Genomic DNA, 22,971 nt, shown 5'->3' with positions numbered 1-22,971 from the left:
CTCCCGCTCTCAGCCGATGCTGAACGCCCCGGTCGGCGGCTCCGGCGACGGCACCGCGTCCTCGTCCCGTACGGGCCTGGCGCCCCCGATGAAGATCCGCAGCGCGTCCCCGTGCTCGACCCGTGCCGGAAAGGCGTCGGAGGCCGTGCGGCGCATGAGGGTGGCGGTGTCGAGCGGCCGGTGCGAGGCGACGAGCACCGCGTTCCCGAAGCGGCGGCCGCGCAGCACGCCCGGCTCGGCGATCAGCGCGAGCTCCTCGAACACGGTGGAGAACGTGGCGAGCTGGGAGCGCAGGAAGGCGAAGGGCGAGGCGTCCGCGAGGTTGGCCAGGTACACGCCGTCGCCCCGCAGGACACGCGCCGTCTCCCGCGCGTACGCCACCGAGGTCAGGTGCGCCGGAACCCGGGAGCCGCCGAAGACGTCGGCGATCAGCACGTCGGCCGAGGCGGCGGGGGCCGTTTCGAGCCAGGCGCGGGCGTCCGCGCCGTGCAGCGCGATACCCGCGTCCTCGGGTACGGGCAGATGCTCGACGACGAGGTCCAGGAGGCCGTGGTCGGCCTCCACCACGTCCTGCCGGGAGCCGGGGCGGGTCGCGGCGAGATACCTGGGCAGGGTGAGCGCGCCGCCGCCGAGGTGCAGCGCGTCCAGCGGGAGCCCCGGTTCCGCGACCGAGTCGAGGACGTGCCCGAGGCGTCGCGCGTACTCGAACTCCAGGTACGTGGGCTCGTCCAGGTCGACGTACGACTGGGGCGCCCCGTCGACCGTCAGCAGCCAGGCCCGCTCGCGGTCGATGTCCGGCATCAGCTTGGCGGTCCCGTGATCCACGGTCCTGGTCACGGGTATCGGCTCGTCCACGCGTCCATTGTGCCTGTGCGGCCACGACCGGACCCGCCCCTTTCCCGCCCGCCTCACACACCGGCGGCCCGCGGGACGGTGACACACGGGTGCCCGCCTCCGTACGCGACGGAGGCGGGCACCCGCCCGGCAGCCGGCGAGCGCCGACCGGTCAGCCGACGGCGGTCACCGTGCCGGCGCCGACCGTGCGGCCACCCTCACGGATCGCGAAGCCCAGCCCCGGCTCCAGCGGTACGTCGCGCCCCAGCTCGACCGTCATGGTGACGGTGTCGCCGGGCCGCGCGAGCGCGCCCTCACCGAGGTCGACGTCACCGACGACGTCCGCGGTGCGGATGTAGAACTGCGGCCGGTAGCCGGTGGCCACCGGGGTCGTCCGCCCGCCCTCGCGCGCCGACAGGACGTAGACCTGCGCGGAGAAGCGGCTGCTGGGGACGACGCTGCCGGGCGCCGCGACGATGTGTCCGCGGCGCACGGCGTCCCGTGGGACACCGCGCAGCAGCAGCGCCACGCTGTCGCCGGCCTGCGCCTCGTCCATGGGCTTGCCGAACGTCTCCAGACCGGTCACCACCGTGTCCACGGCGGCGCCGAGCACTTCGACGCGGTCGCCCACCCTGATCGTGCCGCGCTCGACCGCGCCCGTGACGACCGTGCCGCGGCCGGTGATGGTGAGCACGTTCTCCACCGGCAACAGGAACGGCGCGTCCACGTACCGCTCGGGCATGGGCACATAGGTGTCCACGGCGTCGAGCAGCGCGCCGATCGCCTCGGTCCACCGGGGGTCGCCCTCCAGCGCCCTGAGTCCGGAGACCCGTACGACCGGTACGGAGTCGCCCCCGTAGCCGTGCGAGGTCAGCAGCTCGCGGACCTCCAGCTCCACGAGGTCGGTGAGCTCCTCGTCACCGGCGTCCGCCTTGTTGAGAGCGACGACGATGTGGTCGACGCCCACCTGCCGGGCGAGCAGCACGTGTTCGGCGGTCTGCGGCATGATCCCGTCGAGCGCGGAGACCACGAGGATCGCCCCGTCGAGCTGGGCGGCGCCCGTGACCATGTTCTTGACGTAGTCGGCGTGGCCCGGCATGTCCACGTGCGCGTAGTGCCGGGTGTCGGTCTCGTACTCGACGTGCGCGATGTTGATGGTGATGCCGCGCGCGGCCTCCTCCGGCGCCCGGTCGATCCGGTCGAACGGGACGAAGGTGCCGGAGCCGCGCTCGGCGAGGACCTTGGTGATGGCGGCGGTCAGGGTGGTCTTGCCGTGGTCGACATGACCCATGGTGCCGATGTTCAGATGCGGTTTGGTGCGCACGTAAGCCGTCTTGGGCATGGCTGTACCTCGAAGCCTCTTCGGTGTCAGCGGAGCTGAGTGACGGTCCCGGCGTCGAACGGCCGGGACGGGGACCCCGAGGTCCTGCCGACCCTCCCCCTGCGGGGTCCGCCGGACGATCCGGGAAGGGTCAGCTTCGGGTGCCTACTGCGGCGGCCACGATGTTCGGGACGGCAGCCTTCGTGGCATCCGCGACCGCGGATGCTGCGTGAGGGAAGGCGTACCGGAACATGAGGCGATCATCGCTGACGGGCCGGGTCGCGTCGAATGGTTTTTCGCACGCGCCGACCGCCTGGTTACGGGTGTTTCCCCTGGTACGTCAGGGGCTTGGTACGTCAGGGGCTGATGCTGCTGGTGTGGCTGCCGATGTTCTTGAGCGCCTCGCGCACGGAGAGCGGCGAGAGGCGGTCCCGCTCACGCTCGACGAACTCCCGTACGGCGTCCGGATCCGTCCTGGCGTATTCGCGCAGGCTCCAGCCGATGGCCTTGCGGACGAAGAAGTCGGGGTGTCCTGACTGCCGGGCGCAGTAGGCGAAAAGGCGTTCGGTGTCGGTGGCGTCCTTGTGGCGGAGCTGGTGGAGGAGCGCGGTACGGACGACCCACAGATCGTCGTCCTCGATCCACCGGTCCATGTCGGTCCGCAGCTTCGGGTCGGCCGTCACGAGCCCGCCGACCACATGAGCGGCGAGCAGGTCGACGGTGTCCCACCAAGCGGCCGTGGAGACGAGATGACGGGCCACGGGCAGGAATCCGGACGAGAGACGCCTCACATGCCGGCGCAGATAGTCGACGGCGAAGTACTGGTACTCGCGCTCCGGCAGCCGCCAGCAGCGCAACGCCACCGCCGTGCAGTCGGCCTCGTCCGGCCGGGGCGTTCCCGTCAGGACCGTGCGGGACAGCGCGCGGCGATCAGGCGTGGTCAGGCCCAGGAAAGGGGCGATGTCCTTCATGTACGCGCGCGCCGTCACGGCCCGCTCCGGATCGGCTGCGGCGGCGTAGGTGACGGTCAGCCGCTCCAGCACGGTGTCCGCGAGAACGCTGTGCGGCGGCCCCGAACGGCCGTCCGGGGTTCCGGAAGCTGTGACGCCCATGAGACGAACCATACGGCGATCACATACATAGGTCAGTTAGTGTCACCGGATGCTCGATGCCACCACCCGCTCTGGGGGCACCGCCACGGTCTCTCCCCCGCTTCCCGCGACAGAACTCGTCCCCGTCGAGTTCACCGCCGTGCCGACAGGCCTGGCCGCACGCTGCACGAGAGCCCTGCTCTCGCCGTGGTCCCGGCTCTCGCTGCTGGTCGTGCTGCTGCTGTCGGCCGCCGGAACGGTGCTGCTGTTCGAGCCACAGAGACTGCTGTCGGACGGCTGGCCGCCCCAGCTGACCGGTGCCGCGGCGGCCCTGGTCTTCGCGGTGGCGTACGGGCTGTGCACGGTCGCGTTCGTGCCCCGGCCGATCCTCAACCTCGGAGCGGGTGCCCTCTTCGGCTCGCAGCTGGGGCTCGGGGCCGCCATCACCGGTACGGTCCTCGGCGCCGGAATCGCCTTCGGGCTGGGCCGGATGCTCGGACAGGACGCGCTGCGGCCGCTGCTGCGCGGACGCTGGCTGCAGGCCGCGGACGGACAGCTCAGCCGGCACGGCTTCCGCTCGATGATGGCCGCGCGACTCTTCCCCGGGGTGCCGTTCTGGGCCGCGAACTACTGCGCGTCCGTGTCCCGCATGGGCTGGTTCCCCTTCCTCCTCGCGACGGCGCTGGGTTCGATCCCCAACACCGCCGCGTACGCCGTCGCGGGCGCCCGTGCCTCGGCTCCGACCTCGCCGGCCTTCCTGATCGCCATGGCCTTCATCGCCCTGCCCGCGCTGGCGGGCGCGATCGTCGCCTGGCGCAAGCGCCACCACTTTCCGTCCCGCTGACGCGGGCCCGCCCCTCCGGGGGGGGGTGCGCTGTCGTCCGCGGGCCCGGTGGGGGCTGGTCGCGCAGTTCCCCGCGCCCCTGAAAGTGGGGCTGCGTCCCAGCTCCTGCCTTTAGCGACGCGGGGAACTGCGCGACCAGCCACAGTCGGCCCGCACCCGACAGCACACCCCCGCAACCCGCCCCTACAGCCCTTCAAGCACCATCGCGTTGGCGAGACCCCCCGCCTCACACATGGTCTGCAGCGCGTACCGGGCCCCGCGAGCCCGCATCGCGTGCACGAGCGTGGTCGTCAGCCGCGCCCCGCTCGCCCCGAGCGGATGCCCGATCGCGATCGCCCCACCGTGGACGTTGACCTTGGACAGGTCCGCCCCCGTCTCCTGTCCCCAGGCGAGGACAACGCTGGAGAACGCCTCGTTGACCTCGAAGAGGTCGATGTCGTCGAGGGTCAGCGAGGCCCCGCGCAGCACCTTCTCGGTGGCGGGTACGACTCCGGTGAGCATCAGCAGCGGATCGGATCCGGTGACGGCGAAGCTGTGCAGCCTGGCCAGCGGACGCAGCCCCAGCCGCGCCGCGGTCTCGCTCGACGTGATGAGCACGGCCGAGGCACCGTCGTTGACCGGGCTGGCGTTTCCCGCGGTGACGTTCCAGTCGATCTGCGGGAAACGCTCGCCGAAGGACGGGTCGTAGTAGGCGGACTTGAGCCCGGCCAGCACCTCCGTGCTGCTCCCCGGCCGCACGCACTCGTCGCGCGTCACCCCGTCGAGAGGCACGACCTCGTCGGCGAACAGCCCGTCCTCCCACGCCGCCGCGGCCCTGCGGTGCGACTCCACCGCGAAGGCGTCCATCTGCTCGCGGGAGATCGACCACTTGGCCGCGATCAGCTCGGCGCTGATGCCCTGCGGGATCAGCCCCTCGGGATACCGCTCGGCCACTCCGGGCCCGAAGGGGTCCTTGCCCTCCGGCACGTTCGACCACATCGGCACCCGGCTCATGGACTCCACACCGCAGGCCACGACCAGGTCGTACGCCCCCGAGATGATGCCCTGCGCCGCGAAGTGCACGGCCTGCTGGGAGGACCCGCACTGGCGGTCCACCGTCGTCGCGGGCACCGACTCGGGGAAGCCCGCGGACAGGACGGCGTACCGGGTGGTGTTCATGGCCTGCTCGCCGACCTGGTCGACGGTGCCGCCGATCACGTCGTCGATGAGGGCGGGGTCGACACCGGACCGCTCGACGAGCGTACGGAGGGTGTGGGCGAGGAGTTCCACGGGATGGACGTGGGCGAGCGAACCGTTCGGCTTCCCTTTGCCGATCGGGGTGCGTACGGCTTCGACGATGACTGCGTCACGCATGGTCTGGCCCCCTGGGAGTCAGTTTCGGATCACTACCGGAGTCACTTCCGGAGTCGGTGGGTTTGATTTCCGAACTCACTAAGTGACTCCACAGTAACCGAGTAAGTTGGAAGAACCAACCCACCCCGTAGACTGGTCCGATGAAAGACGCCCGCCCCTGTTCGATCGCCGGCACGCTCGCCCTCGTCGGCGAGAAGTACTCCCTGCTCGTGCTGCGCGAGGTGTCCCTGGGCGCCACCCGGTTCGACCAGCTGGTCCGCAACATCGGCGCCCCGCGCGACGTACTGACGACGCGGCTTAAGCGGCTCGTCGACGCGGGCCTGCTGGAGAAGGTCGCCTACAGCGAGAAGCCGCCGCGCTTCGAGTACCGGCCCACCCGGGCCGGTCTGGAGCTGGAGCCCGTACTGCTCACGCTCATGACGTGGGGCGACCGCCATCTCAATGACGGCGATCGCCCCATGGTGCTGGAACACTTCGGCGGCGGAGACACCGGCGGACACATCACCGGACACGTCGTCGGCCACGAACTGGTGCCGGTCGTCACCTGCGCCGAGTGCGGCGAAGAGGTCCGCCACGAGGACCTGACGGCCCACCCGCAGGCCCCGGGCTGGACGGTCACCGGGCCCGCGGCGGTCTGAGCCGGGCAGCGGCCCGCCTCCCGGGCCCTACGCCCCCGGGTACACGTCGAGCCGCCCGCACATCCCGAACTTCCCGTGCGCCGACGGCTGCTCGGCCCGTACGGCCGCGTCGGCGAGGTGGGACACGTCCCCCCGCTCCAGCCGTTCGAGCTGCTCGCCCGTCGCCGCCGCTGCCGCCTCGGCGCCCCGCCGCCACCGCTCACGCCACTCGGCGAGCCGGGGCCGTACGAGGGCCGCGGCGGCCCGGTGGAAGGCGGCGAGGGGCTCCGGCCCGTCCGCCTCGCGCAGCACCCGGTAGCCCTCCAGGGCGAGGTCGCGCCGCTTGCGGGCGATCCGCTCCTTCTCCCCCTCGGACGCGTCCGCCGGGATGACGGTCGCGGCGGCGTACGTCTCCGGGTCGGTGAGGTACGCGGGCGGCAGCGTGAGCACCGCGTCCCCCGCCTCCGGGAGCCCGCTGTTCTGCATGAGGACGGTGATGCGCAGGTCGTCCTCGTTGACGAGGCGGTGGATCGTGCCGGGCGTGAACCAGGCGACCGTGCCCGGCGCGAGCGGCGTGACCTCGTACCCCGAGGCCGTCAGGGTCTGCACCGCGCCCCGCCCGCCGGTGACGACGTACGCCTCCGAACAGGTCAGATGGAGGTGGGGGGTTCCACCGCACACGCCGTCGTCGGCGGGCCAGTCGTAGACCGAGAGATGCGAGACGGCGACGCCGCCGGGCAGACCCCCGAAGCCTCCCGGCGTACCGGCGGAGCCTGCCTGTGGACCGGCGGAGCCCTCCGCCGCGCTCACCACGGGTGCTCCGCCAGGTACTTCCCGATCTCCTCGCGTTCCCAGACACCGTCGGCGACGACGACGCGGTAGCGGCGGGTGAGCGTGTCGCCGGGCGCGAGCTCCAGTTCGTCGAAGAAGGCGAAGGAGGGCGCGACGGCCGCGAAGGGCTCGTTGCGGACGAACCAGTGGGCGGGGTGCGCGCCGCCCTCGCCCGTGTGGTCGTTCTCCGGGGCGTGCGCGAAGACGAGCGTCGCGTGCCCGTCGGCGACGTCGTGCTCCGCCGAGTAGGCGAGCCAAGGCGCCTGCCGCCCCATCAGGTCGGGGCCCTCCGCGTCGGGGCCGATGATCCGCCCGTCCCGGAAGCCGCGGGGGCCGCGCCAGAACAGGCCGGTGTAGCCGGCCATCTCGCGCCCGGCCGTCGTGGGACTGCCGAACAGCAGGGGCTCGTCACGGCGGTTGGTGACGGAGGTCGTCCAGGTCAGCGCCCAGGAACCGGACGCCGGGTCCACGTCGTGCACCTCGACGCGCCGCTCCTCCTCCGCCCAGAGCGTGCCGTCGTACGGATGCCAGGTCAGCCGCTCGGCGATGACCGCGCCACCCGATCCCGTACTGACCGCCTCGACTGCCTCGACCTGGTCGAACGTGACGTGCCGCATCGACCCGACGCGCTCGGGGAGTTCGAGATACCCCTCGCCGTGAACGTATGTGTTGCCGCCCCACAGGTTCGACCCCGACAGATGCGAGGCGGTCATCTGCAGGCCCTTGTGCCAGCGGTGGTCGTTGGGCCGGTAGTCCGTGACAACGTTGCCCGCGAGCGTCCTGAGCGGATGCAGATACGGCTTCGGGGCCTCCCAGGCCGCCTCCGGACCGTAGACATAGCTGAACAGCTCCACGCCCGTGGTGGGTTCGGTGACCGTGACGCGGTCGCCGTGGGCATGGACGATGCGCAGGTCGTCGCGCGGGGTGCCGTGTGCGGTCATGCCGATGCCTCCTCGTGCGTCGCGGGTGTCACGGATGTCGCGGGTGCCCAGCCGGGCGCGCCACCGTGCAGGGCCGTGTAATAGGGGTCGCCGGGGCCGATCTCGCCGGCCCGGACGGTGGTGTCCGTGAAGGCCGACTTGTAGAGCGCGGTGATCAGTTCGAGGCTGGTGCGCCCGTCGGCCCCGCTGCTGCGCGGCCGTTCGCCCGCCCGCATGCTCGCGACGAGGTCACGCAGCTGGGCCAGGTGCGAACTGGGCACGTCGGTGCCGAAGTCCCGCCAGGCCGCCACGTCCTCGGCCGGTGCGTCCGGCACCGGGGTGATCGTCCAGTCGTCGTTGCCGTGCCCGTAGAGATGGGTGAGTTCGACCGTCGCGCGCTCGCAGTCGATCCGGATGCGGCTGACCTCGTCCGGGCTGAGGACGCTGTTCACCACGGTCGCGAGGGCGCCGCTCCCGAAACGCACGAGGGCGGTGGAGACGTCCTCAGTCTGCACGTCGTGCACCAGGCGCCCGGCCATGGCCCGCACCTCGCTCCACGGCCCGAGCAGGTCGAGCAGGAGATCCATCTGGTGGATGCCGTGGCCCATGGCGGGGCCGCCGCCCTCGGTCTCCCACTTGCCGCGCCAGGGCACGGCGTAGTAGGCGGCGTCGCGGTACCAGGTGGTCTGGCAGTGGGCCACCAGGGGCCGCCCCATGGCCCGGTCGGCGATCAGACGGCGTACGTGCCGCGCGCCGGAGCCGAAGCGGTGCTGGAAGACGATGGAGGCGTACGGGCCGCCGTCGGTGCCCTCCTGCGCCTCCACGCTGTCGAAGTCGGCGAGGGTCGGCACGGGCGGCTTCTCGCACCACACCCAGGCACCGGCGCGCAGCGCGGCGACGGTCTGGTCGCGGTGCAGGGTCGGCGGGGTGCAGATGGAGACGAGGTCCGGGCGCTGTTCCGCGAGCATCCGGTCGAGATCGGTGTACCCGTGCGGGACACCGCCGTCCTCGCAGAAGCGCTCGACCGCGTCGGCGTCGATGTCGACCGCGGCGACGATCTCCACCTCGCCCTCGGCGGCGAGAGCGGCGAGCGCGGGCAGATGACTGCCGGAGGCGATGGCCCCGGTGCCGATGACGGCGGCCTTGACGCGGCGGCCGTCGAGCGGGACCGCGGACCGCCTCTCGCGCGGGGCGTTCAGGTACTCCGTGCTCTTGTTCGCGATGTCCTCGTGGCTCTTGTTCGCGATGTCCTCGTGCTCGGTCGTCTTGCTGGCGGTGGCGTCGCGGGCGGTACGCATGGACGGGATCAGCACTCCAACGGACGTGACAGCGGATCTGGCGGACGCCTGCCCGTCGCGGTGCCCACGAGACGGCCCCGGCGGCAGCAAGCGCTTTCACTCCTCGCGGAAACGTAAACGGCGGCATCGTCGCGGGTCAACACCCCCGTCACCTCGCGCGAGCACCGGTGGGGAGGCCCTGTCGTCGCACGGTCACCTGGGGGCGCTACGCTGCCCCGGACGCGCCTGATCACCGCAGACCACAACAGGGCACGTCCGTCCGCCCATTCGCTGCGCTCCCGCCATCAGCACTTGGATCACGTAACTTCATGTCTTGGTTTGAATCCCTCATCCTCGGACTCGTCCAGGGGCTGACCGAGTTCCTGCCCATCTCCTCCAGCGCGCACCTGCGGCTCACCGCGGCGTTCGCGGGCTGGGAGGACCCGGGAGCGGCCTTCACCGCGATCACGCAGATCGGCACGGAGCTCGCGGTGCTGATCTACTTCCGCAAGGACATCGCACGGATCATCTCGGCCTGGTCCCGCTCGCTCACGAACAAGGAGATGCGAAGCGACCACGACGCCCAGATGGGCTGGCTCGTGATCGTCGGCTCGATCCCGATCGGCGTGCTGGGCATCACCCTCAAGGACCAGATCGAGGGGCCGTTCCGCGATCTGCGCGTCACCGCGACCACGCTGATCGTGATGGGCATCATCCTGGGCGTGGCGGACCGGCTCGCGGCGCGTGACGAGACGGGCGGCAAGCACCGGGCCGCGGTCGAGCGCAAGACGCTCAAGGACCTGAGCGTGAAGGACGGCCTGATCTACGGCTTCTGCCAGGCGATGGCCCTCGTCCCCGGTGTGTCGCGCTCCGGCGCCACCATCAGCGGCGGACTCCTGATGGGCTACACCCGCGAGGCCGCGGCCCGCTACTCGTTCCTGCTGGCCGTCCCGGCGGTCCTCGCCTCGGGCGCGTTCGAGCTGAAGGACGCCAGTGAGGGCGGCCATGTCTCGTGGGGCCCCACGGCCTTCGCGACGGTCATCGCCTTCGTGGTGGGCTACGCGGTCATCGCGTGGTTCATGAAGTTCATCACGACGAAGAGCTTCATGCCGTTCGTCTACTACCGCGTCCTGCTCGGCATCCTGATCATCGTGCTGGTCGCCACGGGTGCGCTGAGCCCGCACGCGGCGGAGTCGTCGGGCTGACGCCCACGGTCACGCCCGCGCCCGCGGCCGCGCGCAGTGGTCCCGGACTTCCGGACAGAACGAAGCCGCCCGCCTGATTCCCCCGTGGCGGGCGGCTTCGTGCTCGGTGTCCGGAGATCCGACTCGGCGGCGGCAACACAATTGTCCTGGGCCGCTGGACGACACCGGCCTGAGCCGGCGACGGGATTCGAACCCGCGTTTCTCTCTGTCAAGGAGAAGGAGCCGCTGCCTTCGCACCCGGACACGGATGACGGTAGCGGGCGGGGCTCCCGAAGGCACCCGAATAAATCCCGGGTGCCCGGCACCCCCCGGTCACCCCGTCACCGGGTCACCCGGTCGGGAACGGTTTCGCCCAGGGTTCGCGCTCGATCTCCAGGCCGTTGAGCACGTAGGCGATGGTGCGGTACCAGCCCGCCAGGACCAGGAACTCCAGGGCTTCCTGTTCCCCGAGGTGGTCGCGGAGCGCGGTCCAGGCCCCGTCGCCGAGGCGGGCCGTGTCGTGGAGTTGGTCGACGGCTTCGAGGAGAGCCCTCTGACGGGGCGTCCAGGCCGGGTCGTCCGGGGCACCGGTCACGGTCAGGGAGACCTGCTCCGGACTCAGGTCCGCGGCCTCGGCGTACGCCACCATGTGGGCACCCCACTCGTAGTCGCAGCCGCAGCGGGCGGCGACACGGACGATGACCAGCTCCCGGTCCGCGTCGGGAAGCAGGCCCTGGACGAGCAGGCCCGCGCCGAGTTCCCGCATTCGGGAGGCGAGTTCCGGGTGGCGCTGCAGGACCTTGAAGAGCATCAGGGGTTCCTGGGTGACGCCGGGCGGCATCCAGCGGCGTAAGGCGCGTTCGGACTCGGGATCGTAGGGCGGCGTGATGCCGTCGATGCGTTGCTTCATGACTCCCGACTCTTGCGCTTCTGAATTCGAAGCGCAAGAGTCGGAACGCAAAGGCCCGCACGGAGAGTTGTCGGTTCAGTGAGTCGACCCGGCGGGCAATGGAACGGCATGGAGGGGAGGGGGTTTGGGCACGGCACCCCGTCCCGGCCGGCCGGTGCGCGGTTCGGAGACCGGCCGTCCGGTGATGGCCGCGCTGGACCTGCTCGGCCGCCGCTGGACGCTCCGGGTGATCTGGGAACTCCACCAGGCCGACGGGCCGAGCGGTTTCCGCGATCTCCAGCGGCGCTGTGACGCCATGTCCTCCAGCGTGCTGTCCGCCCGGCTCACCGAACTCCGCGAGGCGGGGATCGCCACCCCCACGGACGAATCGACCTGGCGCCTCACGCCTCTGGGCGACGGCCTCGTGACGGCGATGGGCCCGCTGCTCGACTGGTCACACACCTGGGCGGCGCGGCAGTGAGGCCCGCCCGCCGTCCCGTTTCCCAACTCGGCGGCCCTGAAACGTTTATGGCGTGACCAAGCACATACGGCACGGGTAGTCATCCGGTAGCGCACCGTCAGTCCTTGGCCTTACGCTGATGCGCATGCCCACCAATTCTCCGACCCCTGGTTCCGTGCGGTCAGCGGCCGCACTGAATGAGCAGATCCGAGCGTTATGGATACGTGCGGGCGGTTACCTCTCGCCCCAGGAGCGCATCGAGTACGAGCTGCTGGTCGTGCAGTGGGCCGCGGCGGTACGCGACGAGATCGTCGAAGCGGCCTGAACTCCGTGGCGCGCGGACCTCGCTGAGGAGCCCCGCCCCAGCCGCCCGGCCGACCCGTCCCGGCTCCGACGGCCCCGCGCATCCCCTCCCTCCGGATTCCCGGCTCGACACCCGGCCCCGTACGGCCCTTCGGCCCGACGCCCCGGCCACGCGCACGGCCCTCCCTGCTCGGCGCCGCCGCCCGTACGGCCCTTCGGCTCGGCACCCCGGCCGCCCACGCGGTCTCCCGCCCGGCGCCCGCCGCTCATGGGACCCGTCGAAGCCCTTCGGCTCGGCACCCCCGCCACCCTCATGGCCTCCACTCGGCTCCCCGCTCCGGTCCTTACCGCCCCGGCGCCCGAGCCACCCGCAGCACCCGAGTGTCGCCAAGCCCTCGGCGCCCGAGCCCTCTCAGCCCGCCACCAGCCGCCCGCCGGGCCCTGCCGCCCTCAACCGGCCGCCCGAGCGCGACGGGTGAGGAGTGCGGGGTGACGGTGACGGGTCGCCCTCACACCGCTCGCGGTGACGGCATCGCCCCTGCCACGTGGTCACGGAAACTGCGCGGCTGACGCCCGGTTAGACGTCGGACCGTGTCCGTGGTCCGGTCCTCGGCCCCCGCCGCGTTCGAGCGGTCCATACCGGCCAGCATCTCCGCGTACTCCAGCGGCATCGAAGCGGCCAGGTGATCCCTCATCTCCTCGTACGCCAGCGGCCGATGGGCCACCGCGCGCCCGGTCACCTCGGTGAGGACGGCCGCGACCTCGGTGTGGTTCAGCGCCTGCGGACCCGTGATGACCAGATCGGTGTCGGGGGCCCGCACATCGGTCAGCGCGTGCACGGCGACGGCCGCGATGTCGTCGGCGTCGACGAAGGCCACCCGGCCCTCCCCCGCCGCCGTAAGGATCACCCCCTCCTCACGGATGCTCCGGGCGTGCATGTGGTCGCCGGTGAAGTTCTGCATGAACCATGAGGGCCGCAGAACCGCCCACTCGCCGAACAGGCCCGGCAGAGCCCGGTGCACCTGCCCGACGGCCGGTCCGCCCGCGGAGATCGCGGAGGAACTGAGGAGTACCGCCCGGCGCACTCCGGACGCACGGGCCTGTTCCAGGAAGGGCAGCATGACGTCGGCCGGCGTGGCGGAGTCGAGCGGCGCGATGAGGTAGACGCGATCCGCGCCGCTCAGCGCCTGCGCGTACGTCGTCGGGTCGTGCCAGTCGAAGCGGACGGCCTCCGCGCCCTCGACGGGCGTGGCGCGTCGGCCGGCGGCCTTGACCCGGTGGCCCTCCGCGGCGAGGCGGGAGGCCACGCGGCCGCCGGTCGTGCCGGTGGCACCGAGCACGAGGACGGCCCCGGGGGCGGTCATCGGTCGCTCCGCGTGAAGTCGGCCGCGCTGTCCTTGGAGATGGCGAGGGGGTTCCAGTAGTCGCGGTAGAGCGTGAAGAGTCCGTCGGCGACCGTCACCACGGCGATGTAGGTCATGTCGAACGGTGCCCCCGTCTCCACCAGCCGCCCCACCCCGCGCATCTCCACCACGATCGTCCCGGCCTCGCCGGTCTCGTGGATCTTCAGATCGGGAATGTCGTGCAGGTCGATGTGGTCGGGATAGTGGCGCATGTAGTCGGCGACGGCGGCCTTGCCCTCCAGCCGCTTCGGCCACCCGTCGGGCGCGAAGGGGAACTCGAAGACGCCGTGGTCGGCCCAGAGACCGACCCAGCCGGGAATGTCCTTGGCGAGCAGCAGCCGCAGGCCCTCGCGGAACAGGTCCGACGGTCGCGTGGTCGCGGTCGTGGTCATGGGCTCTCCTCCGATACAATACGGACCGGCGGTCCGCTTGAAATCGACTATACGGACCTCGGGTCCGCTTATGCAACTCGCGCACCCCCGCCCTGCCCGACCTCGCCCCGCCCCACCCCACGCACCCGACGGAACCCCGGAGGAATCCCGTGCCCGAACGCAAGCCCCGTGCGGACGCCCTGCGCAACCGGGAAGCCGTACTCGCCGCGGCCGACCGGCTCTTCGCCCGCAGCGACAGGCCCGAGCACGTGACCATGGCCGACATCGCGGCCGAGGCGGGCGTCGGCAAGGGGACGCTCTTCCGCGGCTTCGGAGACCGCACCGGTCTGATCCAGGCGCTCTTCGAGACCCGGCTGGAACCGATCCGTCAGGCCGTCGCGGAGGGTCCGCATCCCCTCGGGCCGGGCACCCCGCCGATCCAGCGCGCTCCGGCACTGCTGGACGCCCTCCTGTGCTTCAAGCTCGACCACCACCACCTGTCCCTGGCACTGGAGGAGGCGGGCACCGGCAGCCCTTACGGCGCCGGGCACTACGACTGGTGGCACGACACACTCCGAGGCGTCCTGGAGGATCTGCCCGGGTTCGGCGACGGTGACTTCGCCGCGCACGCACTGCTCGCCGCGGTCCGCGCCGACCTCATCGCCCACCTGATCGACCGCCGGAACGCACCCCGCGAACAGCTCCGGGCCGAGCTGGCCGCCTTCGCGGCGAAGGTGCTGAACGGCCCGCGCCAGGACGTCCGTACAGCGCACGACCGGTGAATAACCCTGCACGCCCCTTGGCGCGGTCCTCGCCGTGGCCAACACTGAGCCGATGACGCAGCGCGTGGAACTGGCGACGGTGATGGACCGGCTCGCGGTCGACGAGGTGGTCACCGAGTACGCGGTGGCGGTCGACGACGGGGACTGGAAGGCGTACCGGCAGCTCTTCACGCCGGACGGGCGGGCGGACTACCGGTCCGCGGGCGGTGTCGAGGGGGACGCCGGGCAGATCGCCGCGTGGCTCGCGCAGACCATGGAGCTGTTCCCGATGCGACAGCATCTGATCGTCAACCGGCGGGTGCGCTTCGGCCTGTTGGAGCAGGACAGGGGCGACACGGCCCGGGTCCAGGCCGACTACGTCAACCCGATGCGCTTCGCGGGACAGGACGACGGATCCACCGAGCCCGACTTCGTGTGCGGCGGCCGGTACGACTTCGGGATGCTGCGGACCGCCGACGGCTGGCGGCTGCGTGAGGTGGTCGTGCACGAGAAGTGGCGCCGGACCCCGCGGCGGCGCGAGGAGCCCGCCGCCCCTTGAGCCGGACCCCCCGCCCCTTGGGCCGGAGCCGCCGTCCCTGGAGCCGCCGTCCCTGAAGCCGGGCCGACCGTCCGGGCGAGTTCCGGTATGTAGATCGTTTCGGTGCCCGCACACGGGACACACTGGAGTCACCGAAGTCACGCACCGTGCTTCGAGGGGCCGCGGGAGGCGCTCGATGAACCTGTCCGCCACTGACCGGCGCCGACGGCTCGACTCTCCGTGGTGGCGCGGCGCGGCGGCGGTGCTCGCCGGCGCGCTGCCGATGCTGAGCTTTCCCGCCCCGTCCCTGTGGTGGTTCGCGTACGTCGCGCTGGTGCCGTGGATCCTGCTCGTGCGCTCGGCTCCGACGGGACGGCGCGCGGCGTACGACGGCTGGCTCGGCGGGCTCGGATTCATGCTGGCCGTGCACCACTGGCTGCTGCCGAGCCTGCATGTCTTCACCGTCGTGATCGCGGCGCTGCTGGGTGCGCTGTGGGCTCCGTGGGGCTGGCTGGTGCGCAGGTTCCTGGCCGGGGTGCCTTCCCCGGGCCGCCTGGTGGCCGCCCTGTTCGTGCTGCCCTCCGGCTGGCTGATGGTCGAACTCGTACGCTCCTGGGAAGGGTTGGGCGGGCCGTGGGGTCTGCTCGGGTCGAGCCAGTGGGACGTGGCGCCCGCGCTGCGGCTCGCCTCGGTCGGCGGGGTGTGGCTGCTGAGCTTCCTGCTCGTCGCCGTGAACGTGGCGGTCGCCGTCCTCGTCGCGGTGCGCTCGTCCCGGATCCCGGCGGTCGCCGGACTCGTCGCGACGGCCGCGGCCACCTCGGCGGTCTGGATCTGGTCGCCCCGGCCCGACGAGGACGGCGAGCGGGCGCGGATCGCCGTCGTGCAGCCCGGCGTGATCAACGGTGTGGGCGCTCCGGGCAAGCGGTTCGCGCGCGAGGAGGCGCTCACCCGGAAGCTGGCCGGGCAGGACGTCGACCTCGTCGTGTGGGGCGAGAGCAGTGTCGGCTTCGACCTCGCCGACCGCCCCGACCTGGCGGACCGGCTCGCCGCGCTCTCCCGCGAGATCGACGCCGACATCATGGTCAACGTCGACGCGCGCCGCTCGGACCGGCCGGGCATCTACAAGAGTTCCGTGCTCGTGGGTCCACAGGGGCCGACCGGCGACCGCTACGACAAGATGCGGCTCGTGCCCTTCGGCGAGTACGTTCCGGCGCGGTCCCTCCTCGGCTGGGCCACCTCCGTGGGCAAGGCGGCGGGCGAGGACCGTATGCGCGGCACCGAGCAGGTCGTGATGAGCGTCGGCGACGGGCTGAAGGTGGGCCCGATGGTGTGCTTCGAGTCGGCGTTCCCCGACATCAGCCGGCATCTCGCGCTGGACGGCGCCCAGGTGCTGCTCGCGCAGTCGGCGACCTCGTCGTTCCAGAGCAGCTGGGCGCCCGAGCAGCACGCGTCGCTCGCGGCGCTGCGGGCGGCCGAGACGGGCCGGCCGATGGTCCACGCGACGCTCACCGGCGTCTCGGCGGTCTACGGTCCGGGCGGCGGGCGCGTCGGCTCCTGGCTCGGCACCGACGCGAGCGCGTCCGCCGTGTACGACGTACCGCTGGCGCACGGAGTCACCCCGTACGCGCGCTTCGGCGAGTGGCCGGTGTATCTGGCCGTGCTGATCCTGGCCGCGTTGGGCGCCACCGAGGGCGTGCGGGCGCTGCGGCTCAGGCGGCTCGGGCGGAGCGCTCCGTCACCGCGCGCACCACACGCTCGCACAGTTCATGAGTCGCCAGCGCGTCCCGGGCGCTGAGGACCTTGCCCGCGCGCACGGCGTCGAGGAAGGCGAGCACGGCCTGCTCGATGCCGCGCTGGCGCGCAACCGGCACCCAGTCGCCGCGCCGCCGGGTCGTCGGCTGCCCCTTGTGGTCGACGATCTCGGAGAGGTTGACCACCTGACGTTTGGTGTCCTGTCCGGACACCTCCAGGATCTCCTCGGCGGAACCGCTGAGCCGGTTCATCACGCCGAGTGCCGTGAACCCGTCCCCGGCCAGCTGCAGCACGACGTGGTGGAGCAGTCCGTCCTCGACACGGGCCCGCACGGTCATGTCGTCGACCGGCCCCGGCACCAGGAACCGCAGGGTGTCCACGACATGGATGAAGTCGTCGAGGATCATCGTGCGGGGCTGTTCCGGCAGGCCGACGCGGTTCTTCTGCATCAGGATCAGCTCACGCGGGTGCTCGACGCACTGCGCGTATCCGGGTGCGTAACGCCGGTTGAAGCCGACGGCCAGGCTGGTGTTCCGGTCCTCCGCGAGCCGCACGAGGCGCTCCGAGTCGGCGAGTTCGTACGCGATCGGCTTGTCGACGTACGTGGGGACGCCCGCTTCGAGCAGCCGGGCCACGATCTCGGGGTGGGCGTGCGTGGGCGCGTGCACGAACGCCGCGTCGAGGTCCTGCGCGAGCAGCGCGGCGAGGTCGGTGTGCCGCCGCTCCGCCGGGACGTGCAGGCTGTCGGCGACCCTGGTGAGGGTCGCGGGCGTCCGCGTGTGCAGATGCAGTTCGAGTCCCGGGCGGGTGGCGAGCACCGGCAGATACGCCTTCAGGGCGATGTCGCCGAGCCCGATGCAGCCGACCTTCACGGGGATCTCCTCCGAGGGAATGCGGGTCCAGGGCAGGTCATACGGTGCCGGGCACACGCACGCCCGTCCCGTCGGAAGCTACACGAGCGGCAGTTCGGCGAGCATCACGGCGTACAGCGGTGAGTCCGGGAAGGGCCGGCGCTCCCCCACCTTCCTGAAGCCCCAGTCCTCGTACAGGGCCTGTACGCGGGGGTGCTCGACGTCCACCAGGAGGACGGCGAGGTCCTCGGGCCGCTCCTCCAGAAGCGCGCGGGAGAGCTTGTCCGCCACACCCCGCTTCCGCCATTTCGGGTGAACGGCCAGCTCGGAGTACGAGAAGGTCACCGCCTTCTTCGGAGCCTCGTCGAGATGTTCGCGCCACCACTCGCGGCCCTCGACCGCCGGAGCGCCGTACGCGAAGCCCGCCGCCTCGTCGCCCTCGAACGCGAGCACACAGGCGAACCCCGGGTTGCCACCCCAGTGGTCCACGAACCAGGGGAACTTCTTCTTGAAGTCGTCGTCCCGGTCGGGGCCCGCCGCCGCGGCGTGCAGGTCGATGATCGTCTGCCGGATCCGCGGCAGGTCGTCATGCCCGAAGCGGCGGAGGTCCAGGCCATCGGCGCTCACAGTCGGCTCCATTCGGATCGGAAGCGGTCTCCCCACTCTCGGGCGATCCTGGCGTCCGGCGCAAGAGTGATCAAGTCGCGGTAGTAGTCGCCGAGCAGGGAGCGCATCCGGCCCGGGATCGGGTTGCCCGACATCAGCGGGAAGACCGAGGCGGCCGTCGCGCACGCCTGGTCGACGTCGCGCTGATGGAGCTGGGCCAGTGCGAGCCGCCCGGTGGCCAGGGCCCGGTTCCTGCGGAACTCCTCCGGGATCGTCCGCAGGGCCTTGTGAGAGGCGGCCTCGGACTCGGCGAAGCACCCGATCCGGTCCTGGACGATGGCGGTCATGGCGAGCAGTTCGGCAGGGCCGTAGAAGGCGATCCACGAGGGTTCGGGCTCGTCCGGCCGCGCCTTGCCGAGGGCTTCCTGGGCATACCCCAGGGAGCGCAGGGCGGCCTGCCGGTCGCCGAGGTTCGAGTGGCCGATGGCCGTCCTGGCATGGGCCAGGGAGCTGTAGAGGGGCCGGCGCCGGGCGACGGCCGTTCCCTGGGCGGCGTGGGCGGCGTCGACGGCTTCGGCGGCCTCGTCCCGGTGGTGCGCGAGGATCGCGTAGGCGTTCCAGACCCGCATCTCCGCCACGGGGTCCTTGGCCATCCCGGCCAGATAGAGGGACCGGCCCAGCAGTTGGGAGGCACGGTCCATCCGCCGGGCGTCGATCGCGCTCCAGGCGGCTGTGGCGGTGTAGTCGGCGGCCACGGAGAAGAGCCGCCGACGGATTCGCTGGGTGGCCCCGAGCTGCTGTTTCTCCAGCGCCTCCGCGGCCCCGGCCAACGCGGCGCGCTCCAGGGCGTCGTGGCCGCCTCTGTTGCGGTCCAGCTCCATCAAGGTGTCCAGGCCGGAGCGCAGACGGATGACATCGGATGTGCCCACCCGCGGCGGCGCACCGACGAACGGCGTCGCGGTGGCGGCTGTTCCGGTGGTGGCGGTGAGGAAGTTCCTGCGGTCCACAGGCGACTCCGGTTCAGTGGCGGGACGGGTCCGGGCCGGAGGACTGAAGCCCAGCTCCTCGGCCGTACATCCGAATACTGCCTCCAGAGCCTCCCGTTGTCGGGGGTGAGGCCACCTGGTTCTCCGGGTTCGCCAGTAGCGCACGGTCCGGTCGCTGACCGTTCCCTGCTGCCCGGCGGAGACCAGACGGGCGTTGACCGCGTCGACCAGCTCGACCTGGGTCATGCCCCGCTCGCTCATCGCGCCGATGAAGCGCGCATTGCCGTCCACGCACACAAGGTAGCCATCCATCTACTGTCCGTGAGGGCGGTTCGCCCAGAAATTTCCGGTTGGGCCGAATCGACAGCGGTGGGACTTTTCCTGCCGCCTCGTATCCCGGAGTCGTTCACTCGGACAAGGCCCATCACACCCGCACCCCCGAGGTCTTGATGACTGCGACGGCAACACCACGCCCTACCGGGCACCCCGGATACTCCCAGACGCTCGAACGCGTACCGGAGAGCGCAGGTGTGGCCCGCAGCCTGGTTCGTACGGCCCTCGCGGCCTGGCACCGGGACGAACTGATCGAAGACGCCCTGTGCGTCATCACCGAGCTGGTCTCCAACGCCGTCGATCACACGCGCCACTCCGTGATCCGGGTCGTCGTCACGCGTCCCGCCGACGACCGTGTGCTCCTCAAGGTCATCGACCGCTCCCACGACGTCCCGAGGATCCGGACGGACTCCGACTCCGATTTCGGCTCCGAACGGATCCGGGGCCGCGGCCTCGTCCTGGTCGACGCCCTCTCGGACCGCTGGGGCACCGAGCCCCACCGCTGGGGCAAGACCGTCTGGGCCGAACTGAAGGGTGCGCCGCCAGGGCCCGGTGGCGAGGCGCGAAATGCGGTGGGCCCGGACGCCGGTCGTCCGCGATGATGCGGCCATGACGATCGAACGCACACAACCCGCCACGGACGCCGGCGAGCGAGCCATGCTGGAGGGCTGGCTGGACTACCAGCGCGAGACCCTCGCCTGGAAGTGCGAGGGCCTGGACGACGTCCAGCTCAGGACGGCCGCGGTACCACCGTCCGAGCTGTCGCTGCTCGGTCTCGTCCGGCACATGGCGGAGGTGGAACGCAGCTGGTTCCGCAGGGTCCTCGCGAACGACGGCTCCGGCCCGATCTACTACAGCGACGAGGACCGGGACGGCGAGTTCCACCTCACCGAGGCGGACACCTGGGAGGAGGCGTACGCCACCTGGCAGGGCGAGATCGCGACCGCCCGCGGCAACGCGGCGGGGCTGAGCCTGGACGACCTGTCCGAGGGCAGGAGCAGGTTCACCGACAAGCCCTTCAACCTGCGGTGGATCTACACGCACATGATCGAGGAGTACGCGCGCCACAACGGCCACGCCGATCTGATCCGCGAGCGCGTCGACGGGGCGACCGGCGACTGAGAGCAGCCGCCGCCGGCGACGGCACCCGGGGGCACCGGCTGCCCGCCCGGCGCTCACGGAGGCATTCCGAAGTGCTTTCCCACCGGCTTTCACCCATGCGGGGCATCCTCCGCTCGTCAGCTCCCCAAATCGCGGCGGACACAGCAGAGTTGCGCGGGTGCATCGAACCGCGACCACCGCAACACTCCTGGTCACCGTGGCCGTTTCGGCCGTCTCGGGCTGTGTGACCGTCCAGCGAACGCCTTCGCCCGCCCTGCCGTCCCTCCCGCCCCCGGTGTCGGAGCCGCGCCCGGACGGCAGGGCCGAGCCACAGGTCGTACAGGCCCCGGCCCGGGAGGCCCTGGAGCTCATCGGCCCGTCCCGCCGCCCTTCGGCACCCGCGCCCGCACCGGCCCGTACGGTCCCCGCGGAGCCGGCGGGTCCCGCGGCGGCCCCGGCGGACCGTCCCGGGCGTGCCGGCGCCGAGCCGCCCCGGCGCCCGGAGCCCCGGCGACCCGAACACCGGGCCGTACCGAGGCTGCCCGCGTCCGTGCCGTCGACGAACGCGGACGTGTGCGCCCTGGGCCGGGCGTACGGCGGCTGGCGGGCGGACAGTCCACAGGCGGCCATCTGCAAGGACGTGTACGGCCGTTGACCCTGCGGGCCCTACGATCGTTGCGGTTTGCGACCGCCTCAAGACCGTGCTCAGGGCTCTGCTCAAGATTCTGTCGGCGCTAGGGCTCCCGGCGCGGCGGCCCGAGCGTCTCGCCTCCCGGTCCGGCCGATCCTCCAGGCCCTCTCCCCTGCTTGGGTGTGGGTTCCGGTGCCCCGCCCGGGTCCTCGCGGTCCAGCCTCGACTCCAGGCGGCCGATACCGGCCCGGATCCCGTCGCCGTAGGCGTCGTCGCCGAGGACGCCCACGCTGTCCCGCGCCACGCCCAGATGGCCCCGGGCCGCCTCTGAGCGGCCGAGCTTCACATAGTCCGCGGCGAGGTTCAGATGCAGGGACGGGTAGAGGGCCCGTACCGCGAGGGACCTGTGGTGCTCCCCGACCCGCTCGTCCGCGGGCTCCTCCGTGAACTCGTCCGCCGCCGACAGGGCTCGTAGATCCCAGGCGAGTTCGTCCGAGGGATCGTCCTGCGTGTCGGCCATGTAGTGCGCGAGTGTGCAGCGGTGGAGCGCGTCGCCCTCCTCGCCGATCTCCGCCCACAGGTCCAGGAAGCGGCTCCGGGCCTCCTCGCGGTCGCCGCCGTGGAGAAGCATGATGACCTGCCCGATCCTGGTCGTCATCGCGTCCGCCGCCGCCTGCTCCTGCTGCTCCGCCACCGCGTCGCCCTCCACCCGCTCGTCGGCCGGCCGACGCGCCCGCGCCTGCCGTTGTCACCTCTCCCGACGCTAACGGCAGGCGCAGGCATTCGAGCTCAGGCGGCCCCGTGCGCGCCGCTGGGCCGACCCGGCGACCGCTGTGTCGGCCCAGTGACCGCCGTGTCGGGCCGGTCCTGACCGGCCCGACACGGCGGGGGCCTCCCGGTCTCGTCAGCCGAGGTCGGGGATCCGCCAGTCGATCGGCTCGTGCCCCTGCGCGGCGACCGCCTCGTCGATCTGCGTGAAGGGACGCGAGCCGAAGAACTTCTTCGCGGACAGCGGCGAGGGGTGCGCGCCCTTGACCACGATGTGCCGCTCCTCGTCGATGAGCGGGAGCTTCTTCTGCGCGTAGTTGCCCCACAGGACGAACACCGCCGGGTCGGGCCGGTCGGCCACGGCCCGGATCACCGCGTCCGTGAACTTCTCCCAGCCCTTGCCCTTGTGCGAGTTGGCCTCTCCCGCGCGGACCGTCAGCACCGCGTTGAGCAGCAGGACGCCCTGTTCGGCCCACGGCATCAGATAGCCGTTGTCCGGCACCGGGTGGCCCAGCTCCTCCTTCATCTCCTTGTAGATGTTGCGCAGGGAGGGAGGTGTCTTCACGCCGGGGCGGACCGAGAAGCACAGCCCGTGGCCCTGGCCCTCGCCGTGGTACGGGTCCTGGCCGAGGACGAGCACCTTAACCCGCTCGTACGGAGTCGCGTCGAGCGCGGCGAAGACCTCGTCCCGGGGCGGGTAGACGGGGCCCTTCTCTCGCTCCTCCTCGACGAACTCGGTGAGCTCCTTGAAGTAGGGCTTGTGCAGCTCTTCGCCCAGGACGCCGCGCCAGGACTCGGGCAGCATGGCGGTGTCGGTCACGTGAACTTCCTTACAGGTGCGGTTGTTTCCGGTCCACAGAACCTACCGCCGCCCACTGACACTCGGCCGGGCTCCCGCCAACCTCAGCCGCCTCCGGCCGGTCCTCCGCCGCCGGAGCAGGTCCTC

The 22,971-nt window shown here is 71.7% G+C and carries 26 protein-coding genes; 11 read left to right on the top strand and 15 right to left on the bottom strand.

Going from position 1 to position 22,971, the window contains the following annotated elements; all coding sequences use genetic code 11:
- Nucleotides 1-9: 9 nt before the first annotated feature.
- The 3 genes from OHS59_RS37125 to OHS59_RS37115 form a co-directional block, all read right to left on the bottom strand.
- Complete coding sequence (locus tag OHS59_RS37125; protein WP_328497708.1) at nucleotides 10-855, bottom strand: spermidine synthase; 846 nt, start codon at nucleotides 853-855, stop codon at nucleotides 10-12.
- Nucleotides 856-1,006: 151 nt separating this feature from the next.
- Complete coding sequence (tuf, locus tag OHS59_RS37120) at nucleotides 1,007-2,176, bottom strand: elongation factor Tu (RefSeq protein ID WP_328497707.1); 1,170 nt, start codon at nucleotides 2,174-2,176, stop codon at nucleotides 1,007-1,009.
- A gap of 335 nt (nucleotides 2,177-2,511) precedes the next feature.
- The gene (locus OHS59_RS37115; RefSeq protein ID WP_328497706.1) at nucleotides 2,512-3,267 is read right to left on the bottom strand and encodes a DNA alkylation repair protein; all 756 of its coding nucleotides are present in this window, start codon (nucleotides 3,265-3,267) and stop codon (nucleotides 2,512-2,514) included.
- A gap of 49 nt (nucleotides 3,268-3,316) precedes the next feature.
- On the opposite strand from OHS59_RS37115, the gene OHS59_RS37110 reads away from it, so the two are divergent.
- Nucleotides 3,317-4,090 carry a TVP38/TMEM64 family protein gene (locus OHS59_RS37110; RefSeq protein WP_328497705.1) on the top strand — a complete coding sequence of 258 codons (774 nt, stop codon included), beginning with the start codon at nucleotides 3,317-3,319 and terminating at the stop codon, nucleotides 4,088-4,090.
- 183 nt (nucleotides 4,091-4,273) lie between these two features.
- On the opposite strand, the gene OHS59_RS37105 is transcribed toward OHS59_RS37110, so the two are convergent.
- The gene (locus OHS59_RS37105) at nucleotides 4,274-5,443 is read right to left on the bottom strand and encodes a thiolase family protein (RefSeq protein ID WP_328497704.1); all 1,170 of its coding nucleotides are present in this window, start codon (nucleotides 5,441-5,443) and stop codon (nucleotides 4,274-4,276) included.
- A 140-nt stretch (nucleotides 5,444-5,583) separates the two neighbouring features.
- Here OHS59_RS37105 and OHS59_RS37100 point away from each other — a divergent pair, with 140 nt between their 5' ends.
- Nucleotides 5,584-6,081: a winged helix-turn-helix transcriptional regulator gene (locus OHS59_RS37100; RefSeq protein WP_328497703.1), complete on the top strand. Its 498-nt coding sequence runs from the start codon at nucleotides 5,584-5,586 to the stop codon at nucleotides 6,079-6,081.
- A 27-nt stretch (nucleotides 6,082-6,108) separates the two neighbouring features.
- Here OHS59_RS37100 and OHS59_RS37095 read toward each other — a convergent pair whose 3' ends face one another.
- From OHS59_RS37095 to OHS59_RS37085, 3 genes are read right to left on the bottom strand one after another with little or no spacing between them, the layout of a single operon-like run.
- On the bottom strand, nucleotides 6,109-6,870 hold the full coding sequence (locus tag OHS59_RS37095) for a cupin domain-containing protein (RefSeq protein ID WP_443061562.1): 762 nt from the start codon (nucleotides 6,868-6,870) through the stop codon (nucleotides 6,109-6,111).
- The gene (locus OHS59_RS37090) at nucleotides 6,867-7,832 is read right to left on the bottom strand and encodes a PmoA family protein (protein WP_328497702.1); all 966 of its coding nucleotides are present in this window, start codon (nucleotides 7,830-7,832) and stop codon (nucleotides 6,867-6,869) included. Before OHS59_RS37090 ends, OHS59_RS37095 begins: the two co-directional genes overlap by 4 nt.
- Nucleotides 7,829-9,109: a Gfo/Idh/MocA family protein gene (locus OHS59_RS37085; RefSeq protein WP_328497701.1), complete on the bottom strand. Its 1,281-nt coding sequence runs from the start codon at nucleotides 9,107-9,109 to the stop codon at nucleotides 7,829-7,831. The genes OHS59_RS37090 and OHS59_RS37085 overlap by 4 nt, the downstream gene beginning before the upstream one ends.
- Nucleotides 9,110-9,417: 308 nt before the next feature.
- Here OHS59_RS37085 and OHS59_RS37080 point away from each other — a divergent pair, with 308 nt between their 5' ends.
- Nucleotides 9,418-10,293 carry an undecaprenyl-diphosphate phosphatase gene (locus tag OHS59_RS37080; RefSeq protein WP_328497700.1) on the top strand — a complete coding sequence of 292 codons (876 nt, stop codon included), beginning with the start codon at nucleotides 9,418-9,420 and terminating at the stop codon, nucleotides 10,291-10,293.
- 328 nt (nucleotides 10,294-10,621) lie between these two features.
- Here OHS59_RS37080 and OHS59_RS37075 read toward each other — a convergent pair whose 3' ends face one another.
- On the bottom strand, nucleotides 10,622-11,182 hold the full coding sequence (locus OHS59_RS37075; protein WP_328497699.1) for a carboxymuconolactone decarboxylase family protein: 561 nt from the start codon (nucleotides 11,180-11,182) through the stop codon (nucleotides 10,622-10,624).
- Between the two features lie 184 nt (nucleotides 11,183-11,366).
- Between OHS59_RS37075 and OHS59_RS37070 the strand changes: the two genes are divergently transcribed.
- Both OHS59_RS37070 and OHS59_RS37065 read left to right on the top strand, forming a co-directional pair.
- Nucleotides 11,367-11,642: a winged helix-turn-helix transcriptional regulator gene (locus OHS59_RS37070; protein WP_328499501.1), complete on the top strand. Its 276-nt coding sequence runs from the start codon at nucleotides 11,367-11,369 to the stop codon at nucleotides 11,640-11,642.
- A 124-nt stretch (nucleotides 11,643-11,766) separates the two neighbouring features.
- Nucleotides 11,767-11,946 (top strand): hypothetical protein, encoded by a 180-nt coding sequence (locus tag OHS59_RS37065; protein WP_328497698.1) that lies wholly within the window; start codon nucleotides 11,767-11,769, stop codon nucleotides 11,944-11,946.
- A 487-nt stretch (nucleotides 11,947-12,433) separates the two neighbouring features.
- Here OHS59_RS37065 and OHS59_RS37060 read toward each other — a convergent pair whose 3' ends face one another.
- The gene (locus tag OHS59_RS37060) at nucleotides 12,434-13,288 is read right to left on the bottom strand and encodes an NAD(P)H-binding protein (protein WP_328497697.1); all 855 of its coding nucleotides are present in this window, start codon (nucleotides 13,286-13,288) and stop codon (nucleotides 12,434-12,436) included.
- Entirely contained in the window at nucleotides 13,285-13,719 is a 435-nt protein-coding gene (locus OHS59_RS37055; protein ID WP_328497696.1) for a nuclear transport factor 2 family protein, read from the bottom strand. Before OHS59_RS37055 ends, OHS59_RS37060 begins: the two co-directional genes overlap by 4 nt.
- A gap of 149 nt (nucleotides 13,720-13,868) precedes the next feature.
- On the opposite strand from OHS59_RS37055, the gene OHS59_RS37050 reads away from it, so the two are divergent.
- The 3 genes from OHS59_RS37050 (at nucleotide 13,869) to lnt (ending at nucleotide 16,792) form a co-directional block, all read left to right on the top strand.
- The gene (locus OHS59_RS37050; protein WP_328497695.1) at nucleotides 13,869-14,480 is read left to right on the top strand and encodes a TetR/AcrR family transcriptional regulator; all 612 of its coding nucleotides are present in this window, start codon (nucleotides 13,869-13,871) and stop codon (nucleotides 14,478-14,480) included.
- Between the two features lie 52 nt (nucleotides 14,481-14,532).
- The gene (locus tag OHS59_RS37045) at nucleotides 14,533-15,018 is read left to right on the top strand and encodes a nuclear transport factor 2 family protein (RefSeq protein ID WP_328497694.1); all 486 of its coding nucleotides are present in this window, start codon (nucleotides 14,533-14,535) and stop codon (nucleotides 15,016-15,018) included.
- Between the two features lie 175 nt (nucleotides 15,019-15,193).
- Nucleotides 15,194-16,792, top strand: coding sequence for an apolipoprotein N-acyltransferase (gene lnt / locus OHS59_RS37040; RefSeq protein WP_328497693.1), 1,599 nt, complete (start codon nucleotides 15,194-15,196; stop codon nucleotides 16,790-16,792).
- On the opposite strand, the gene OHS59_RS37035 is transcribed toward lnt, so the two are convergent.
- The 3 genes from OHS59_RS37035 to OHS59_RS37025 form a co-directional block, all read right to left on the bottom strand.
- Nucleotides 16,707-17,621: a Gfo/Idh/MocA family protein gene (locus tag OHS59_RS37035; RefSeq protein WP_328497692.1), complete on the bottom strand. Its 915-nt coding sequence runs from the start codon at nucleotides 17,619-17,621 to the stop codon at nucleotides 16,707-16,709. The two genes, lnt and OHS59_RS37035, sit on opposite strands and share 86 nt — an antisense overlap.
- A gap of 78 nt (nucleotides 17,622-17,699) precedes the next feature.
- Nucleotides 17,700-18,239: a GNAT family N-acetyltransferase gene (locus OHS59_RS37030; RefSeq protein WP_443061561.1), complete on the bottom strand. Its 540-nt coding sequence runs from the start codon at nucleotides 18,237-18,239 to the stop codon at nucleotides 17,700-17,702.
- Entirely contained in the window at nucleotides 18,224-19,483 is a 1,260-nt protein-coding gene (locus OHS59_RS37025) for an XRE family transcriptional regulator (RefSeq protein WP_443061560.1), read from the bottom strand. Before OHS59_RS37025 ends, OHS59_RS37030 begins: the two co-directional genes overlap by 16 nt.
- Before the next feature lie 239 nt (nucleotides 19,484-19,722).
- Between OHS59_RS37025 and OHS59_RS37020 the strand changes: the two genes are divergently transcribed.
- The 3 genes from OHS59_RS37020 (at nucleotide 19,723) to OHS59_RS37010 (ending at nucleotide 21,281) form a co-directional block, all read left to right on the top strand.
- On the top strand, nucleotides 19,723-20,127 hold the full coding sequence (locus OHS59_RS37020; RefSeq protein ID WP_443061559.1) for an ATP-binding protein: 405 nt from the start codon (nucleotides 19,723-19,725) through the stop codon (nucleotides 20,125-20,127).
- 7 nt (nucleotides 20,128-20,134) lie between these two features.
- Nucleotides 20,135-20,647: a DinB family protein gene (locus tag OHS59_RS37015; RefSeq protein ID WP_328497689.1), complete on the top strand. Its 513-nt coding sequence runs from the start codon at nucleotides 20,135-20,137 to the stop codon at nucleotides 20,645-20,647.
- A gap of 157 nt (nucleotides 20,648-20,804) precedes the next feature.
- The gene (locus tag OHS59_RS37010) at nucleotides 20,805-21,281 is read left to right on the top strand and encodes a hypothetical protein (protein ID WP_328497688.1); all 477 of its coding nucleotides are present in this window, start codon (nucleotides 20,805-20,807) and stop codon (nucleotides 21,279-21,281) included.
- A 79-nt stretch (nucleotides 21,282-21,360) separates the two neighbouring features.
- Here OHS59_RS37010 and OHS59_RS37005 read toward each other — a convergent pair whose 3' ends face one another.
- Complete coding sequence (locus OHS59_RS37005) at nucleotides 21,361-21,951, bottom strand: hypothetical protein (protein WP_328497687.1); 591 nt, start codon at nucleotides 21,949-21,951, stop codon at nucleotides 21,361-21,363.
- A 210-nt stretch (nucleotides 21,952-22,161) separates the two neighbouring features.
- A complete protein-coding gene (gene ung / locus OHS59_RS37000) occupies nucleotides 22,162-22,845 on the bottom strand; it encodes a uracil-DNA glycosylase (RefSeq protein ID WP_328497686.1) in 684 nt (227 codons plus the stop codon).
- Between the last annotated feature and the right edge of the window lie 126 nt (nucleotides 22,846-22,971).

The sequence above is a fragment of the Streptomyces sp. NBC_00414 genome (genome assembly GCF_036038375.1).
GTDB lineage: Bacteria > Actinomycetota > Actinomycetes > Streptomycetales > Streptomycetaceae > Streptomyces.
Note: the sequence above shows the minus strand (reverse complement) of the source record. Positions and strands in the feature narration are given on the sequence as shown.

What these genes read in the sequence shown, in the direction of transcription:
- tuf (WP_328497707.1), bottom strand. Translation starts at nt 2,176, where the DNA reads ATGCCCAAGACGGCTTACGTGCGCACCAAACCGCATCTGAACATCGGC.
- OHS59_RS37115 (WP_328497706.1), bottom strand. Translation starts at nt 3,267, where the DNA reads ATGGGCGTCACAGCTTCCGGAACCCCGGACGGCCGTTCGGGGCCGCCG.
- OHS59_RS37110 (WP_328497705.1), top strand. Translation starts at nt 3,317, where the DNA reads ATGCTCGATGCCACCACCCGCTCTGGGGGCACCGCCACGGTCTCTCCC.
- OHS59_RS37105 (WP_328497704.1), bottom strand. Translation starts at nt 5,443, where the DNA reads ATGCGTGACGCAGTCATCGTCGAAGCCGTACGCACCCCGATCGGCAAA.
- OHS59_RS37100 (WP_328497703.1), top strand. Translation starts at nt 5,584, where the DNA reads ATGAAAGACGCCCGCCCCTGTTCGATCGCCGGCACGCTCGCCCTCGTC.
- OHS59_RS37090 (WP_328497702.1), bottom strand. Translation starts at nt 7,832, where the DNA reads ATGACCGCACACGGCACCCCGCGCGACGACCTGCGCATCGTCCATGCC.
- OHS59_RS37085 (WP_328497701.1), bottom strand. Translation starts at nt 9,109, where the DNA reads ATGCGTACCGCCCGCGACGCCACCGCCAGCAAGACGACCGAGCACGAG.
- OHS59_RS37080 (WP_328497700.1), top strand. Translation starts at nt 9,418, where the DNA reads ATGTCTTGGTTTGAATCCCTCATCCTCGGACTCGTCCAGGGGCTGACC.
- OHS59_RS37075 (WP_328497699.1), bottom strand. Translation starts at nt 11,182, where the DNA reads ATGAAGCAACGCATCGACGGCATCACGCCGCCCTACGATCCCGAGTCC.
- OHS59_RS37070 (WP_328499501.1), top strand. Translation starts at nt 11,367, where the DNA reads ATGGCCGCGCTGGACCTGCTCGGCCGCCGCTGGACGCTCCGGGTGATC.
- OHS59_RS37065 (WP_328497698.1), top strand. Translation starts at nt 11,767, where the DNA reads ATGCCCACCAATTCTCCGACCCCTGGTTCCGTGCGGTCAGCGGCCGCA.
- OHS59_RS37060 (WP_328497697.1), bottom strand. Translation starts at nt 13,288, where the DNA reads ATGACCGCCCCCGGGGCCGTCCTCGTGCTCGGTGCCACCGGCACGACC.
- OHS59_RS37055 (WP_328497696.1), bottom strand. Translation starts at nt 13,719, where the DNA reads ATGACCACGACCGCGACCACGCGACCGTCGGACCTGTTCCGCGAGGGC.
- OHS59_RS37045 (WP_328497694.1), top strand. Translation starts at nt 14,533, where the DNA reads ATGACGCAGCGCGTGGAACTGGCGACGGTGATGGACCGGCTCGCGGTC.
- lnt (WP_328497693.1), top strand. Translation starts at nt 15,194, where the DNA reads ATGAACCTGTCCGCCACTGACCGGCGCCGACGGCTCGACTCTCCGTGG.
- OHS59_RS37030 (WP_443061561.1), bottom strand. Translation starts at nt 18,239, where the DNA reads ATGGAGCCGACTGTGAGCGCCGATGGCCTGGACCTCCGCCGCTTCGGG.
- OHS59_RS37015 (WP_328497689.1), top strand. Translation starts at nt 20,135, where the DNA reads ATGACGATCGAACGCACACAACCCGCCACGGACGCCGGCGAGCGAGCC.